14 protein-coding genes are annotated in these 15599 nt (G+C 71.4%); 2 read left to right on the top strand and 12 right to left on the bottom strand.

Annotation, left to right across the window (positions count from 1 at the left end):
* Window positions 1-9: 9 nt before the first annotated feature.
* The 9 genes from ACZ5L9_RS11885 to ACZ5L9_RS11845 form a co-directional block, all read right to left on the bottom strand.
* Window positions 10-330, bottom strand: a complete 321-nt coding sequence (locus ACZ5L9_RS11885) for a DUF3349 domain-containing protein (RefSeq protein ID WP_464527898.1) — start codon at window positions 328-330, stop codon at window positions 10-12.
* The gene (locus ACZ5L9_RS11880; RefSeq protein ID WP_464527897.1) at window positions 327-653 is read right to left on the bottom strand and encodes a hypothetical protein; all 327 of its coding nucleotides are present in this window, start codon (window positions 651-653) and stop codon (window positions 327-329) included. The genes ACZ5L9_RS11885 and ACZ5L9_RS11880 overlap by 4 nt, the downstream gene beginning before the upstream one ends.
* Window positions 650-1903 (bottom strand): anion permease, encoded by a 1254-nt coding sequence (locus ACZ5L9_RS11875; protein WP_464527894.1) that lies wholly within the window; start codon window positions 1901-1903, stop codon window positions 650-652. Before ACZ5L9_RS11875 ends, ACZ5L9_RS11880 begins: the two co-directional genes overlap by 4 nt.
* Window positions 1904-1985: 82 nt before the next feature.
* Complete coding sequence (gene proB / locus ACZ5L9_RS11870; RefSeq protein ID WP_464527890.1) at window positions 1986-3107, bottom strand: glutamate 5-kinase; 1122 nt, start codon at window positions 3105-3107, stop codon at window positions 1986-1988.
* On the bottom strand, window positions 3104-4714 hold the full coding sequence (gene obgE, locus ACZ5L9_RS11865; protein WP_464527889.1) for a GTPase ObgE: 1611 nt from the start codon (window positions 4712-4714) through the stop codon (window positions 3104-3106). The genes proB and obgE overlap by 4 nt, the downstream gene beginning before the upstream one ends.
* A gap of 119 nt (window positions 4715-4833) precedes the next feature.
* A complete protein-coding gene (rpmA, locus tag ACZ5L9_RS11860; protein ID WP_225286408.1) occupies window positions 4834-5088 on the bottom strand; it encodes a 50S ribosomal protein L27 in 255 nt (84 codons plus the stop codon).
* 45 nt (window positions 5089-5133) lie between these two features.
* A complete protein-coding gene (gene rplU, locus ACZ5L9_RS11855) occupies window positions 5134-5436 on the bottom strand; it encodes a 50S ribosomal protein L21 (RefSeq protein WP_464527887.1) in 303 nt (100 codons plus the stop codon).
* 199 nt (window positions 5437-5635) lie between these two features.
* Window positions 5636-8800 (bottom strand): Rne/Rng family ribonuclease, encoded by a 3165-nt coding sequence (locus tag ACZ5L9_RS11850; protein ID WP_464527885.1) that lies wholly within the window; start codon window positions 8798-8800, stop codon window positions 5636-5638.
* Window positions 8801-9126: 326 nt separating this feature from the next.
* A complete protein-coding gene (locus ACZ5L9_RS11845; RefSeq protein ID WP_464527883.1) occupies window positions 9127-9864 on the bottom strand; it encodes a TIGR03936 family radical SAM-associated protein in 738 nt (245 codons plus the stop codon).
* Window positions 9865-9918: 54 nt separating this feature from the next.
* Between ACZ5L9_RS11845 and ACZ5L9_RS11840 the strand changes: the two genes are divergently transcribed.
* Both ACZ5L9_RS11840 and ACZ5L9_RS11835 read left to right on the top strand, forming a co-directional pair.
* Complete coding sequence (locus ACZ5L9_RS11840) at window positions 9919-11109, top strand: MFS transporter (RefSeq protein WP_464527881.1); 1191 nt, start codon at window positions 9919-9921, stop codon at window positions 11107-11109.
* On the top strand, window positions 11090-12346 hold the full coding sequence (locus ACZ5L9_RS11835; RefSeq protein ID WP_464527879.1) for a CynX/NimT family MFS transporter: 1257 nt from the start codon (window positions 11090-11092) through the stop codon (window positions 12344-12346). The genes ACZ5L9_RS11840 and ACZ5L9_RS11835 overlap by 20 nt, the downstream gene beginning before the upstream one ends.
* Window positions 12347-12349: 3 nt before the next feature.
* Here the strand turns inward: ACZ5L9_RS11835 and ACZ5L9_RS11830 are convergent, their stop codons facing one another.
* From ACZ5L9_RS11830 to ACZ5L9_RS11820, 3 genes are all read right to left on the bottom strand, one after another.
* The gene (locus ACZ5L9_RS11830) at window positions 12350-13072 is read right to left on the bottom strand and encodes a class I SAM-dependent methyltransferase (RefSeq protein WP_464527877.1); all 723 of its coding nucleotides are present in this window, start codon (window positions 13070-13072) and stop codon (window positions 12350-12352) included.
* A gap of 75 nt (window positions 13073-13147) precedes the next feature.
* Window positions 13148-13603, bottom strand: coding sequence for an SRPBCC family protein (locus ACZ5L9_RS11825; protein WP_464527876.1), 456 nt, complete (start codon window positions 13601-13603; stop codon window positions 13148-13150).
* A gap of 3 nt (window positions 13604-13606) precedes the next feature.
* On the bottom strand, window positions 13607-15589 hold the full coding sequence (locus ACZ5L9_RS11820; RefSeq protein ID WP_464527874.1) for a TIGR03960 family B12-binding radical SAM protein: 1983 nt from the start codon (window positions 15587-15589) through the stop codon (window positions 13607-13609).
* Between the last annotated feature and the right edge of the window lie 10 nt (window positions 15590-15599).

Here is a 15599-nt window from a genome sequence, read left to right as displayed (position 1 = left end):
GCCCGACGGCTATTGCTCGAGGTCGGCCTGGAGCTCGGTCTCGAGCGGCCAGCCGCCGCTGGCGAGCAGCGCGGAGACCCGGATGAGGTCGTCGGCGCTGCACCGCTGGTAGGCGTGCTCGCGCACGAGCGCCTTGATGTCCTCGGCGGTGGTCGGGACGTCACCGAGCGAGATCGACTGCATCGCCAGCTGGTCGGCGATCTCGACCAGCTCCTCCTCGCTCAGCTGGCGTCGCATGACCGCCAGCACCGGCGGGTAGTCCCCCGGCGGGATGCCGTCGGGGTAGCCCGCTTTGAGCCAGGCGACGATCCGGCCGACCGGCGACGTCACTTCTTCGCCACCTGCGACGGCCAGATCCCGTTGAACTGCAGCTCCTTGCCGTGGCCGCCGACGATGATGTAGTAGATCCCGATCGCGAGGATGTAGAGCACCACCGCGAAGAGCACGTACGCCAACAGCTTGCCGGCCGGGTGGCCGGAGCGGGCAGGGGCACCCTCGGTGGCCTCGCTGGCCGAGCCCCAGGCGAGAGAGCGCACTCCGAGAGCGAAGATCACCGGAAGGCCGGCACCGAGGACGACGCTGGCGAGCAGGACCTGCCAGATCGCCTTGCCGGCGTAGTGCAGATCCTTGACGAACGCTTCTCCGCCGCTCATGCGACACCTCCCGAAGTGAGCTCGGCGTCGGGGGCCGAGGCGGCCGGCATGCCCGACCAGTCGTCGTTGACGTTGTGTGCGCCGACCGCGTTGGCCCGCGAGCGCTGGTAGATGTACCCGGCCAGGCCGAGCATGATGACGAACTCCACGATCGCGCCGGCGACGTCGCCCAGCAGGTGCCCGATCACCCACATCGCACCGCCGACGACGGCAGCTGCGGGCAGGGTGAGCAGCCAGCCGACGACCATCCGGCCGGCTACGCCCCAGCGCACCTCGGCGCCGGGCTTGCCGAGGCCGGTGCCGAGGATGGAGCCGGTGGCGACGTGGGTGGTGGAGAGCGCGAAGCCGAGATGGCTGGAGGACAGGATGACCGCGGCCGAGGACGCCTCGGCCGCCATGCCCTGCGGCGACTCGATCTCGACGAGGCCCTTGCCGAGCGTACGGATGATGCGCCAGCCGCCGAGGTAGGTGCCGGCGGCGATGGCCACGGCGCAGACCAGCTTGACCCAGAACGGGATGTTGGTGGCGTCGGCGCTCCAGTGGTTGGTCGCGATCAGGGCGAGGGTGATCACGCCCATCGTCTTCTGTGCGTCGTTGGTGCCGTGCGCGAGGCTGACCAGCGAGGCGGTGCCGATCTGGCCCCAGCGGAAGCCTGATTCGCTGGTCTTGTGCGACATGCCGGCGATGATCTTGTAGATGATCCAGGTGCCGAGGCCGGCGACCAGGGCCGCGACGACCGGCGAGGCGAACGCGGGCAGGAGCACCTTGCCGACGACGCCGTCCAGCTTGGTGCCGTCGCCGACCCAGTTGACGCCGTCCCAGCCGTTCGCCGCGATCGCGGCGCCGATGAGGCCGCCGAAGAGCGCGTGGCTCGAGCTGGACGGGAGGCCGAGCAGCCAGGTCAGCAGGTTCCACACGATGCCGCCGATGAGACCGCCCAGGACGATCATGAGCAGCGCATCACCCGACATCGTGAGGTGCGCCGGCGTCACGGCACCGGTCGTCGGATCGGTCGTCGACGCCGAGAAGGTCTTGACGACCGCATTGGTCACGGTCAGGGCCACGGCGACGGAGAGGAACGCTCCGACGAGGTTCATCACCGCCGAGAGCGCCACGGCGACCTTGGGCTTCAGCGCCCCGGTCGCGATCGACGTCGCCATGGCGTTGCCGGTGTCGTGGAATCCGTTGGTGAAGTCGAAGCCGAGTGCCGTCACGACGACAAGCACCAACACCAGAGTCTCTGCGCTCACGACTAGAGCGTGACTGCTCCCGAGCCCCTCAACCACATCGCCGACGGCCAGTTCGCCGATTGTTCAACTCCGGTTCACCCGATCAGGCGGGGAGCAGGACGAGGTCGTCGCGGTGCACCACGGCGCGTGCGTACGAGGAGCCGAGCTCCTCCGCGATCTGCTGGGTCGAGCGGCCCTGGAGACGGGGCACCTCGTCGGCGTCGAAGTTGACCAGGCCACGCGCGACGGCGACCCCGTCGGGGCCGATCAGGTCGACCGGGTCACCGGCGTGGAACTCGCCCCGAGCACCCGTGACGCCCGCAGCCAGCAACGAGGCGCCGCGCTCGCGCAGCGCCCGGACGGCGCCCGCGTCCAGCATGATGGCGCCGGTGGGCTCGGTGGCGTGCTCCAGCCACAGCAGCCGGGTGGCGCGGCGCTTGCCGGTGGCGTGGAAGAGGGTGCCGACCCGCTCCCCCGCCAGGGCGTCGGCGGCGTTGGGGGCGGCGGTCAGCACGACCGGGATGCCGGCCTCGACGGCGATCCGGGCTGCCTCGAGCTTCGTCACCATGCCGCCGGTGCCGACGCCGGCGACGCCCGCCGAGCCCACCTTCACGCCGGCCAGGTCGGCCAGGTCGGCGACCTCGGCGATCAGCTGGGAGCCGGGCTGCGAGGGCGGGGCGTCGTAGAGGCCCTCGACGTCGCTCAGCAGGATCAGCAGGTCGGCCCGCACGAGGTGCGCGACGAGCGCGGCCAACCGGTCGTTGTCGCCGAAGCGGATCTCCGAGGTGGCGACGGTGTCGTTCTCGTTGACGATCGGGATGACACCGAGCTCGAGCAGGGTCGAGAAGGTCTGGGTGGCGTTGCGGTAGTGCCCACGGCGGGTGACGTCGTCCACGGTCAGCAGGACCTGCCCGGCGATGAGACCGTGCCGGGCGAGCTCCGCGGTGTAGCGGTGCACCAGCAGCCCCTGTCCCACGGAGGCGGCGGCCTGCTGGGCCGCAAGTGCCTTGGGCCGCTTGCTCAGCCCGAGCGGGGCCAGGCCCGCGGCGATCGCACCCGAGGAGACCAGGACGACCTCGGCGCCACGTGCGCGTACGCCGGCGAGGACGTCGACCAGCGCGGAGAGCCGGGCCGGGTCGATGCCGCCGTCGACGGTCGTCAGTGACGAGGAGCCGACCTTGACGACGACCCGCTTCGCCTCCGAGACCTCGGGCCGGAGGCTCACTCCTCGCCCTCGGCGGACTCCTCGGTGCTCTTTTCCGCAGGCGTGCCCGGGTCGCTCTCCGAGAGGTCGAAGAGATCAGGGGCCGGGTCCACGTCCGGGTCCTCCGCCGAGCCGATCTCGTAGCCGTAGGTGCCGTCGACGTAGTTGTCCTTGTCGAGGCGGCGGGCGACATCGGCGCGGGTCTCGTTCTCGGCACGCTCCGGCATGGCCTCCTGGATGTCGCGACGACGCTTGGCCGCGGGGCGGTCCTCCCGCAGACGCTCGTCCTCGCCACGCCGGCCGAGCATCTCCGCGCCGGCCTCGATCGAGGGCTTGAAGTCGAAGACGACCGCGTTGCCCGTCGGGTCGCCGATGATGACGGCGTCGCCCTCCTCGGCACCGATCTTGGCCAGCTCGGTCTCGACGCCGAGCCGGTTGAGCCGGTCCGCGAGGTAGCCGACGGCCTCCTCGTTGTTGAAGTCGGTCTGGCGCACCCAGCGCTCCGGCTTCTCGCCCCGCACGACGTAGCCGTCGGGGGTCGCCGTGATGGTGAATTCGGCGCCGCGCTTGCCCTCGTGCGGGCGCAGCACGATCCGCTGCGGCTCGACGACCGGCTTGTCGACGCGGGCCGCCGCGACCAGCTCGGCCATCGCGAAGATCAGCTCGCGGGTGCCCTCGCCGGAGGCCGCGGAGATCTCGAAGACCCGGAAGCCCCGGGCCTCGATGTCCGCGCGGGTGATCTCGGCCATCTCACGGCCGTCGGGTACGTCGACCTTGTTGAGCGCGACCAGGCGAGGACGGTCGTCGAGGCCGCCGTAGCGCCGCAGCTCGTCCTCCATCACCTCGAGGTCGTCGAGCGGGTTGCGGCCCGGCTCGATGTTGATCGTGTCGATGACGTGCAGCAGGGCAGCACAGCGCTCGATGTGACGCAGGAAGTCATGACCCAGGCCGCGACCCTCGGCGGCGCCCTCGATCAGGCCGGGCACGTCGGCCACGGTGAAGGTCATCTCGCCGGCCTGGACGACGCCGAGGTTGGGGACGAGCGTGGTGAACGGGTAGTCGGCGATCTTGGGACGGGCCCGCGAGATCGCGGCGATCAGCGACGACTTGCCCGCGCTCGGGTAGCCGACCAGACCGATGTCGGCGACGACCTTGAGCTCGAGGCCGATCTGGCGCTCCTCGCCCGGCTCGCCGAGCAGCGCGAACCCGGGGGCCTTGCGCTTGGCCGAGGCCAGCGCGGCGTTGCCGAGGCCGCCACGGCCACCCTCGGCGATGACGAGCTCGGTGCCGATGCCGACCATGTCGGCGAGGACGTTGCCCTCCATGTCGGTGACGACGGTGCCGTCCGGGACGGAGAGCACGACGTCCTCGCCGTGGCCGCCGTTGCGGAAGTTGCCGGCGCCCTGGCCGCCGTTGCCGGCGCGACGCTTGGGGCTGTGGTGGTAGTCGATCAGCGTGCTGACGTCGCCGTCGACCCGCAGGATGACGGAGCCACCGGGGCCGCCGTTGCCGCCGTCGGGGCCGCCGAGGGGCTTGAACTTCTCGCGGTGGACCGAGGCCACGCCGTGGCCACCGCGTCCTCCGCTGACGTGCAGCGTGACGCGGTCGACGAACGAGGGCACAGCCATGGCACTTCTACTTTCGGAGGTTGTCGGGCCGGCGTCCAGGCAAACAGCCGGCAAATGCCGCAGGGCGCCCCCAATCCTAGGGGCGCCCTGCGGGAAGTGATGCGTCAGCGGAGCTGGTGTCAGCCCTGCGCGACGATGTTGACGACGCGGCGACCGCGACGCGTGCCGAACTCGACCGCACCCGGCTGCAGCGCGAAGAGGGTGTCGTCGCTGCCGCGGCCGACGCCGGCGCCCGGGTGGAAGTGCGTGCCACGCTGGCGGACGATGATCTCGCCGGCGTTGACGAGCTGACCGCCGAAGCGCTTGACGCCGAGGCGCTGGGAGTTCGAGTCGCGGCCGTTCTTGGTGGACGCCGCACCCTTCTTGTGAGCCATGATTCAGTCCTTTGGGATCTGTTCGAAGGAAGAGTCGCGCAACGCTCAGGCGTTGATCGCGGTGACCTTGACCTGGGTGTACTTCTGGCGGTGACCCTGGCGCTTCTTGTAGCCGGTCTTGTTCTTGTACTTCTGGATGATGATCTTCGGGCCCTTGGTGCCACCGAGGACCTCAGCCGTCACGGACGCCTTGTCCAGACCCGTCGAGCTGACCTTCTCGCCATCGACCACGAGCACGACCGGCAGGGTCAGGGACTCGCCGACACCGGTCTCGACCAGGTCGATCTCGATGACGTCGCCGACGGCAACCTTCTGCTGGGTGCTGCCAGCCTTCACGATCGCGTACACCGCGGTCTCCTTCATCTGCTTGCCGAACTCAAATCCTTGGATCTGCGGCACACAACGACCTCGGCTGACGAGGTGGGATGCTCACAGAGGACGTGCAACACACGCCGAAGATCAATAGTACGGATGGCCGCCGAACACCGCAAAACGCGGCGTACGACGGCCATCCGATCGTTGCTCGATGCCCGGTCCGGGCACGGGATCAGCGCTTGCGCGCGCCCCGCTTCTTCACCGGGACGTGCTCCATCGGGTGCTCCTCGACGGCGGGCTCCTCGGCCGGCTCTGCGGTGGTCACCGCGCGGCTCGCGCCGCCACGGGTCCGGGTGATCACCTTCGGCGGCTCCGGGGTGGAGATCTCCGCCGCGACCGGCTCGGCGGCGACGACCACCGGGACGGGCTCGGTGACAGCCGGGGTCACACCCGCCGGACGGCTCGCACCGCGGCGACCGCGCGTACGGGTGACGACGGTGACGGCCGGGGCTTCGGTGGGCTCCGCCGGGGCCTCGGTGGGCTCCGCAGGGGCCTCGGCGACCGGCGCGACCTCGTCCTCGACGTCCGCGGTCACCTCGAACTCCTCGACCACGACGGCCTCGGCCGGCTCGGCCGGCTCGGCCGCCTCGACCTCGAGCGCCTCGGCGGCTGCCGCGGCGAGCTCCTCGTCGTGGCGCGCCATCGCGGCGAACTCCGCCGGGGACGGGTGGTGGTGCTCGTCAGCGGCCGCCGACTGCTGGCCCGACTGCTGGCCCGGCTGCTGGGCGGCGGGCTGCTCGTCGCCACCGTTGCCGCGGCCCTTGCCGCCACGACGACGCGAGCGACGCGGCTCGTCGGGCAGGACGCCGGAGCTCTTGCCCTCCTCGACCGGGTGCTCGTGGGTGATCACGCCGCGGCCGTGGCAGTGCGTGCAGTTCTCGGAGAACGCCTCGAGCAGACCGGTGCCGATCCGCTTGCGCGTCATCTGCACCAGGCCCAGCGAGGTGACCTCGGCGACCTGGTGGCGGGTGCGGTCGCGGCCCAGGCACTCGACCAGGCGGCGCAGCACCAGGTCGCGGTTGGACTCGAGCACCATGTCGATGAAGTCGACGACGATGATGCCGCCGATGTCGCGCAGCCGGAGCTGGCGCACGATCTCCTCGGCCGCCTCCAGGTTGTTCTTGGTGACGGTCTCCTCGAGGTTGCCGCCGGAGCCGGTGAACTTGCCGGTGTTGACGTCGACGACCGTCATCGCCTCGGTGCGGTCGATGATCAGCGAGCCGCCGGAGGGCAGCCAGACCTTGCGGTCCAGGCCCTTGGCGATCTGCTCGTCGATCCGGTAGGTCAGGAAGGCGTCGCGGCCGTCCTCACCGGGCACGAACCGCTCGAGCCGCTCCGCCAGGTCGGGGGCGACGTGCTCGACGTACCCGTTCACGGTCTCCCACGCCTCGTCGCCCTGGATGACCAGCTTGGCGAAGTCCTCGGTGAAGAGATCGCGGACGACCTTGAGGGTGAGGTCGGGCTCGCCGTACAGGAGCTGCGGGTTGCCGCTGCCCTTGCCGGACGTCTTCGCCTCGATGTCCTCCCAGCGCGCCTTGAGGCGCTCGACGTCGCGGGTGAGCTCGTCCTCGGCGGCACCCTCGGCCGCCGTACGCACGATCACGCCGGCCGTGTCCGGGACGATCTCCTTGAGCAGCGTCTTGAGCCGGTTGCGCTCGGTGTCGGGCAGCTTGCGCGAGATGCCCGAGGTGGTGCCGTCCGGGACATAGACCAGGAACCGGCCCGCCAGGCTGATCTGGCTGGTGAGGCGGGCGCCCTTGTGGCCGATCGGGTCCTTGGTGACCTGCACCAGGATGGTCTGGCCGGAGCTCAGCACCGACTCGATCTTGCGCGGCTGGCCCTCCCGCCAGCCCAGTGCGGCCCAGTTGACCTCACCGGCGTAGAGCACGGCGTTGCGGCCCTTGCCGATGTCGACGAAGGCGGCCTCCATGCTCGGCAGCACGTTCTGGACGCGGCCGAGGTAGATGTTGCCGATCAGCGAGGTCTGCGACTCGCGGGCGACGTAGTGCTCGACGAGGACCTTGTCCTCGAGGACGCCGATCTGGGTGAGGTCGTCGCGCTGGCGGATGACCATGACCCGGTCGACCGACTCGCGGCGGGCGAGGAACTCGGCCTCGCTCACGATCGGGGCGCGGCGGCGGCCGGCCTCGCGGCCCTCGCGACGGCGCTGCTTCTTGGCCTCGAGGCGGGTAGAGCCCGAGACGGCGGTGATCTGCTGCTCGAGCGGACGCGACTCGCGGACCTTGACGACGGTGTTGGGCTCGTCGTCGCTGTCGGAGCCGGCCTCGCCGGCACGGCGACGGCGACGGCGACGACGGGACGTGCCGCCGTCGGCCGGGTCATCCCCGTCCTCGCCCTGCTCCTCGCCCTCGGCGGAGGCGTCGCCCTCGCCGTCGGAGGCGTCGCCGTCCTCGCCCTCGCCGTTGGCCTCACCGGCCGGCTTGCGCCGACGGCGACCGCCACGGCGGCGACGACGACGCGCCGGCGTACCGGACTCGTCGTCGCTGTCGTCGGAGTCCTCACCGGACTCGTCGGTGCCCTCGGCCGCAGCCTCGTCGCCGGCCGCGTCGGCCTCGACGGCGGTCTCGGCCGTCTCGGTGAGCTCGTCGGTCTCTTCGGTGTCCTCGGCCGGCTCCTCGACGACCGGCTCGGGCTTCGCCTTGCGGGCCGTGCGCTTGCGGGTGGTCTTGGGCGGCGCCTGGAAGAGGACGCCCAGGGCGCCGCTCTCCTCGGCCGTGGCCTCGGTCGTCTCGGCAGACGCCGCGGGGAGCTCCTCGGGGGCAACGGCCTTCTTGGCACTCGCCCTCTTCGCGGTCGTCTTGCGCGCCGTGGCCTTCTTCGCCGGGGCGGTGACCTCGGCGACCTCGGCGATCTCCTCAGCCTCCGCCGGGGCCGGAGAGGCGGTCTTGGCCGTCTTCTTGGCGGCCGCCTTCCGAGCCGGGGCCTTCTTCGCCGGGGCGGTGACCTCGGTGGCCTCGGCGGCCTCAGCGGAAAGGTCTGCGGGCGCCTGCTCGGGAGCCTCGGCCGCGGCGATCTTCTTCGCGGCCGCCTTGCGAGCGGGCCTCTTGGCAGCGGCCTTCTTGGCCGGCGCGTCCGCCGCGACGGGGACATCGGCGGTCGGGGTCTCGACGACGGCCTCCGCAGCGTCGGCGGTAGCCGCCGCCTTCTTGGCGGTCCGCTTGGCGGGCGCCTTCTTCGCAGGGGCGGCCGCCTTGGCGGTGGTCGCCTTCTTGGCGGCCGTCTTGGCGGTGGCCCGCTTCGCCGGCGCCTTCTTGGCGGGCGCGGCGGTCTCCGCTGATTCGTTGTTCTGGGTCTCGACGGTGGTCTCTTCGGCCATGCCGTACTCCTCGGCCCGGCTCGCGCGGCGCGCGCACCGGACATGTCAGGACGCCGTCGCGCCGACCATCGGCCGGACACGAGACGCAAAGCTTGTCGGTGGCGGCGACCCCTCCGCTGGATGCGTCATCGCAACGGGATCATCCGCCTACCGCGGTCGCAGGCATGGTGGCCGCGTCGCGGGCTGGCGAGTCATCACCGTCCCGGTGTGCCGGAGCACCATCTGGTGGATGTGCACCGGCGAGAACGTCGTCGGATCGTTGTCGGCGAGCGTCTGTCACACACCCGGGCCCTTCAACAACCGTGGCGAGTATCGCACACCATTCGTCAAATCCGCTTGACGTCGATCCTCAGCGGGTCGCCGATGGTGCCGGTCTCCTCGTCGAGCGGCCCCTGCTCCAGGCGGGTCAGCAGCGGCGCCGCCGAGCCCAGATCGAGGTCGCCGACGGTACGCAGGCCGGTCATCACGTCGTCCGGGCGCACGGCCGGCTCGACGTGCTTCAGGGTGAGCGCGAGCCGGGTGCCGCCCGTGCCCTCAGGGGCCGGGCCTGCAGCCAGCGAGAGCACCGCAGCACGGCAGTCGAACTCGCGCAGGCCGCGCTTGGTCATCCGCTCGACGAGCACCGACTCGGAGGCGAGGAAGGCGGCGACGGCCGTCTCCGCCACGCCCGACTCGACCGGAAGATCGATCACCCAGGTGCTGGCGGTGAGCACGTCGGCGAGTGCTCCACCGGGCGAGGTCACGACGTCGACGATGTCGAGCCCAGCCGGCATCACCTCGTCGAGCTGGACCTGGATCGCGGCGGGGTCGACGAGCTCGCGCAGCGCGAGCTCGAGGTACTCGGCCTCGCTGGCCGCGCCGGTCGGCGAGGCGCCCGCGTACGAGATGCGCGGGTGGGGGTTGAAGCCCGAGGAGTACGCCATCGGCACCTGCGCGCGGAAGACGGCCCGCTCGAAGGCCCGGCTGAAGTCGCGGTGGCTGGTGAACCGCATCCGGCCACGCTTGGCGTAGCGGACACGGAGCCGCTGGACCGGCGGGGCCTGCTGTTCGGGCTGTTCACGCACCCGCCGATGCTACCCGCCGACGAGCCGGGCCACCGAAGTGCAAGGATGCGGGCAGTGAACCGCCGCCCCTCCACCCTCGTCCTCGCCGGCATCGTGCTGCTCGCGCTCAACCTGCGCCCTGCCGCCGCCAGCGTGGGTCCGGTGCTGCCCGACGTCGTGCGCGGCATGGGACTCGGCCACGTCGAGACCGCGCTGCTGACGGCGCTCCCGGCGCTTGCCTTCGCCTGCTTCGCCGCGATCGGGCCCGCGATGGCCCGCCTCTTCGGCGTACACCGGGCGACGCTGCTCTCGCTCTTCGCGATCGCGATCGGGCTCTTCGCCCGCTCGCTCGCCGACGACCCCCGCGTCTTCCTGGTGCTGTCCACCTTCGCCCTCGCGGGCATGGCGGCGGCCAGCATGCTGCTCCCGAACCTCGTGCTGCTGCACTACCCGGACCGGCTGAGCACGCTGGCGGCGCCGTACTCGCGCCTGCTCTCGATCGGCTTCGCGATCGCGGCCGCCTTCACCGTGCCGATCGCGCACAGCGACGGCGGCTGGAGGACCGGGCTGGCGTTCTGGGGCGCGCTCGCCGTGGTGGCGGCGATCCCGTGGCTCCCGCTGATCCGACAGGACCTGGTCCTGGCACCGCTCCCCCGCACGATCACGCTCGTGCAGATGATCCGCACCCGGTCGTGCCAGCAGCTCGCGCTGCTCTTCTCGCTCCAGCTCGTGCAGACCTGGGTGATGATCGGCTGGCTGCCGACGCTGTGGCGTGAGCACGGCTACCACGCCGCCAGCGCCGGCGTGCTGATGGCCGTCCTCGCCCTGTGCGGTCTGCCGTTCACGCTCTGGCTCCCGGCCGTGGTCGGGATCCGCCGCGACCCGCGCCGGCTCCTGGTGCTCGTCGGGCTCTGCTTCCCGCTCGGCGACGCGCTGGTCCTGATCGCCCCGCGCGGGGCCGCGGTCCCGGCCGCGATCGTGCTCGGCGTGGCCGCCATCAGCTTCCCGATGTCGCTCTCGCTGATCGGTCGGCACGCCCGCTCCCACGACACGGCGCTCTCGCTGGCGGGGGTCGCGCAGGCGGTTGGCTACCTGGTCGCCGGTCTGGGCACCTTCGGCTTCGGCGTGCTCCACCTGCACCTCGGCTCCTGGGGCTGGCCGATGGGCCTGCTCCTCGTGCTGGCGCTCCCCATCCCGTTCCTCGCGGCCCGCGCCGCCACCCCGGCCTCGGTCGAGGACCAGCTTCGTGCCACCCGTGCAGCCTGAGTCGGCGCCCGGCTCGCCCGCTGCCGACACACCCGCCGCCGGCTCGCGCTGGCAGCAGGCGCTGATCCTGGTCGGAGTCGTCGTCCTGGCCTTCAACCTGCGCCCGGCCGCGGTCAGCGTCGGGCCGCTGCTCGACGAGATCAGCGACGGGCTGGGCATGAGCGGCACCGAGACGGCCCTGCTGACCTCGCTGCCGGTGTTGTGCTTCGCCTCCGTCGGCGCGTTGGCGCCGCGGATCGGCCAGCTCGTCGGGCTGCACCGCTCGGTCCTGATCGGCCTGATCGCCATCGCCGCAGGGCTCTTCGCGCGCTCGCACGTCGACGGGGTGTGGGCGTTCCTGGCGCTGTCGTTCCTCGCCCTGTCCGGGATGGCCGCCTCCAACGTCCTGCTGCCCTCGCTGGTCAAGCTGCACTTCCCCGATCGGGTCGGGCAGGTCACCGGGCTCTACTCGACCGCCCTGGCTGTCGGCATCACCGCCAGCTCGACGCTGAGCGTGCCGATCGCCGAGCACCATCGGGTGGACGGGGAGATCGACTGGCGCCGCGGCCTGGTCGTCTGGGCGCTCACCGCCGCCCTCGCCGCGCTGCCCTGGCTCGGCCTGGTGCGCCACGAGCGGCACGCGACCTCGAGCGCGGCGTCCATCCGGTTCACCGACGTCGCCAGGACCCGGCTCGGCTGGGCGATGGCCGTCTTCTTCGGTCTCCAGTCACTCCAGGCGTACTCGATCTTCGGCTGGTTCGCCGACATCTTCCGCGACAGCGGGTTCAGCGCCCACACCGCCGGGCTGCTGCTCGGCATCGTCACCGGGGTCGCCATCCCCTTCTCCTGGGTGATCCCGCAGGTCACCGCACGACTCGGCGACCCGACGCGACTCCTGACCGCGCTGATGGGCTGCTACCTCGTCGGGTACGTGGGCATGCTTGCCGCGCCACACGACGGCGCCCTGGTCTGGGCGGTGCTGATCGGCATCGGCACGACGACGTTCCCGATGGCGCTGACCCTGATCGGGCTGCGCGCTCGCAGCTCTCCCGGGACGGCCGCCCTCTCGGGGTTCACCCAGTCCGTCGGCTACCTGATCGCCTTCATCGGCCCGTTCGGCGTCGGCGTGCTGCACGACGCGACCGACGGATGGCGCGTGCCGATCGCCGCGCTGCTGGCGCTGTGCGTGCCGCAGTACGTGGCCGGGCTGGTCGTCTCGCGGCCGCGGTTCCTCGAAGACGAGCTCCCCGACCGCTGAGCCTCAGGCGGGCTTGGTCGCGACCGCCATCACGGAGGAGCCGAACGGCAGGTCGGCGTGACGCAACACCCTCGCGTCCAGGCCGCAGAGTCCCATCAGCACCCTGTCCTGGAACGGCGAGACCCGCGGTGGCTCGGTGGTGGCCTTGCCCTCGAGCCCACGCCACCTGCGGCTGATCCGCTCGGCGGCGAAGATCGGGAAGACGCCGGCGAAGAGGTAGGTCGCGCGGCGCACCTCGAGCCCCTGGGCACGCAGCACCCGCACCAGCCGCCGCTTGGTGTAGCGGCGGTAATGGCCGATGTCGCGGTCGAAGTCCGACCAGGCCCACTGATAGGCGGGCACGGCGACGAAGAGCCGGCCGCCAGGGCGTACCACCCGTACCAGCTCCTCGACCGCCCTGTCCTCAGGATCCAGGTGCTCCAGCACGTCGAACGCGGTGAGGACGTCGAAGCTCCCGTCCGCGAACGGCAGGTCGGTGGCCGAGGCCTGCACGTCGCCGCGGCGCAGCGCCGCGAAGTCGAGGTCGACGGCCGTACGGATCCCATGCCCGCTCATCCACTCCACCGACGGTCCGTCCGCGCTCCCCACGTCCAGCACCCGACCAGGCGCGCCCAGCTCCGGCTCCACGACGGTGCGGAGCATCTCCGAGCGCGCCCGGTACCACCAGTAGTCCTGGTGGTACATCGACGGCGACTGGGGCTGGGACTCCGCGAGGCGCTGGGTCACGCTCGACAACCTAGTCCCGTACGCGTCGCGTTGGGCGGAAGGCGCGCGTCTCGTCGGCTGGCCGCCGCCGCCGCTTCAGCGGGTGATGATCGATGCGAGCGCGACCCGCTCGACGGCGTCCAGCCAGGTCGGTAGCTCGCGCTCGGCCGTGCGTACGGCGGCGGCGCGCAGCAGCCGGTTCGGCCACTGCGTCACGCTCCAGCGGAGGACGACGCCGTCGCCCTCGGGCCGGATCTCGCCGCGTTGCTCGCCGAGGCGACGGCCGCGGAAGGACGACTCGCTCACGATCCGCACGCCCGGCTCTGACTCGGTGACGACGGTCTGGGTCGTGACCCGGGTCCACGAGCCGGCCTTCATCGACAGGGAGTAGGTCGATCCGACGGCGCCCGGCTCCCCGGTCGCCGTCACCAGCCGCAGGCGCGGATCGAGCCGCGCCAGCACCTCGGGATCGGAGACCACCGCCCACACCGCGACGGCGCTCGCCGCGATCGCCCGCTCGTGGACGACCGCGATGGGCTCACGCCCGCTCACGGATCAGACGACCGAGAGCGGGAGGAGCTTCTGCCCGGTCGGGCCGATCTGGATCTCGGTGCCCATCTCCGGGCAGACGCCGCAGTCGTAGCACGGGGTCCAGCGGCAGTCCTCGATCTCGATGTCCTCGCCGCGGGCGGCCGCGAGCGCGTCCTCCCAGTCACCCCACAGCCAGTCCTTGTCGAGACCGGAGTCGAGGTGGTCCCAGGGCAGGATCTCGTCGTACTCGCGCTCACGGGTGGTGAACCAATCGACCGAGACGCCGGTGCCCTCGAGGCCCTTCACGGCGGACTCCATCCAGCGGTCGTACGAGAAGTGCTCGCTCCAACCGTCGAAGCGGCCGCCGTCGCGCCACACCTCCTCGATGATCCGTCCGACCCGGCGGTCGCCGCGCGAGAGCAGGCCCTCGACGATGCCGGGCTTGCCGTCGTGGTAGCGGAAGCCGATGGCGCGGCCGAACCGCTTGTCGTCCCGGACGACGTCGCGCAGCCGCTTGAGGCGGTGGTCGGTCGTCTCGTGGTCGAGCTGGGCCGCCCACTGGAAGGGCGTGTGCGGCTTCGGCACGAAGCCGCCGATCGAGACGGTGCAGCGGATGTCGTTGCGGCCCGTGACCGCACGACCCTCGGCGATGACCTTCTTCGCCAGGTCGGCGATCGCGAGGACGTCCTCGTCGGTCTCGGTCGGCAGGCCACACATGAAGTAGAGCTTCACCTGGCGCCAGCCGTGCGCGTAGGCGGTGGAGACCGTCCGGATCAGGTCCTCCTCCGACACCATCTTGTTGATCACGGCGCGCATCCGGTCCGAGCCGCCCTCGGGGGCGAAGGTCAGACCCGAGCGCCGGCCGTTGCGGGAGAACTCGTTGGCGAGGGTGATGTTGAAGGCGTCGACGCGGGTGGAGGGCAGCGAGAGCGAGACGTTCTTGCCCTCGTAGCGGTCGGCCAGACCGGTGGCGATGTCGCCGATCTCGGTGTGGTCGGCGCTCGACAGCGAGAGCAGGCCGACCTCCTCGAAGCCGGACTTGCGGATGCCGTTCTCGACCATCGCGCCGATGGTGTTGATCGAGCGCTCGCGAACCGGGCGGGTGATCATGCCGGCCTGGCAGAAGCGGCAGCCGCGGGTGCAGCCGCGGAAGATCTCGACGGAGAAGCGCTCGTGCACGGTCTCGGCGAGCGGCACCAGCGGCTTGGCCGGGTAGGGCCAGGCGTCGAGGTCCATCAGGGTGTGCTTGCTGACCCGCCACGGGATGCCCGGCCGGTTGGGGACGACGGCCTCGATGGCGCCGTCCTCGGCGTAGGTGACGTCGTAGAAGCGCGGCACGTAGACGCCGCCGGAGACGGCGAGGCGGCGCAGCAGCTCGTCCCTGTCCAGATGCTCGCCGCCGGGACGGCTGCGCTCTTCCTTCCACTCGCGCACCACCTCGGAGATCGCCAGCACGATCTCCTCGCCGTCCCCCAGGACGGCGCAGTCGATGAAGTCGGCGATCGGCTCGGGGTTGAACGCGGCGTGACCGCCCGCGATCACGATCGGGTGATCGAGACCGCGGTCGGCCGCGCGCAGCGGGATCTGCGCCAGGTCGAGCGCGTTGAGCATGTTGGTGTAGCCGAGCTCGGTGGAGAAGCTCATCCCGAACAGGTCGAAGTCGCCGACCGGGCGGTGGGCGTCGACGGTGAACTGCGGGATCGGGCCGAGCTCGTCGCCCGTACGCATGACCTGCTCCATGTCCGGCCACACCGAGTAGGTGCGCTCGGCCACGATCCAGTCACGCTCGTTGAGCACCTCGTACAGGATCGCGACGCCCTGGTTGGGCAGGCCGACCTCGTACGCGTCGGGGTACATGAGCGCCCACCTGACGGTGGGACCGGTCCCGGCCTGCTCGCCACAGTCCCAGTCCTTCACCGTGGAGTTGAGCTCGCCTCCGACGTACTGGATCGGCTTGGCGACCGAGGTCAGACGGGGCTCGAGACGGGGGAAGACGCTGCTGGACACCCGACCGATG

The sequence above is a fragment of the Nocardioides sp. JCM 18998 genome (assembly GCF_055391535.1).
The sequence above is the reverse complement of the archived record's forward strand: the minus strand, read 5'-3'. Positions and strand labels throughout refer to the sequence as shown.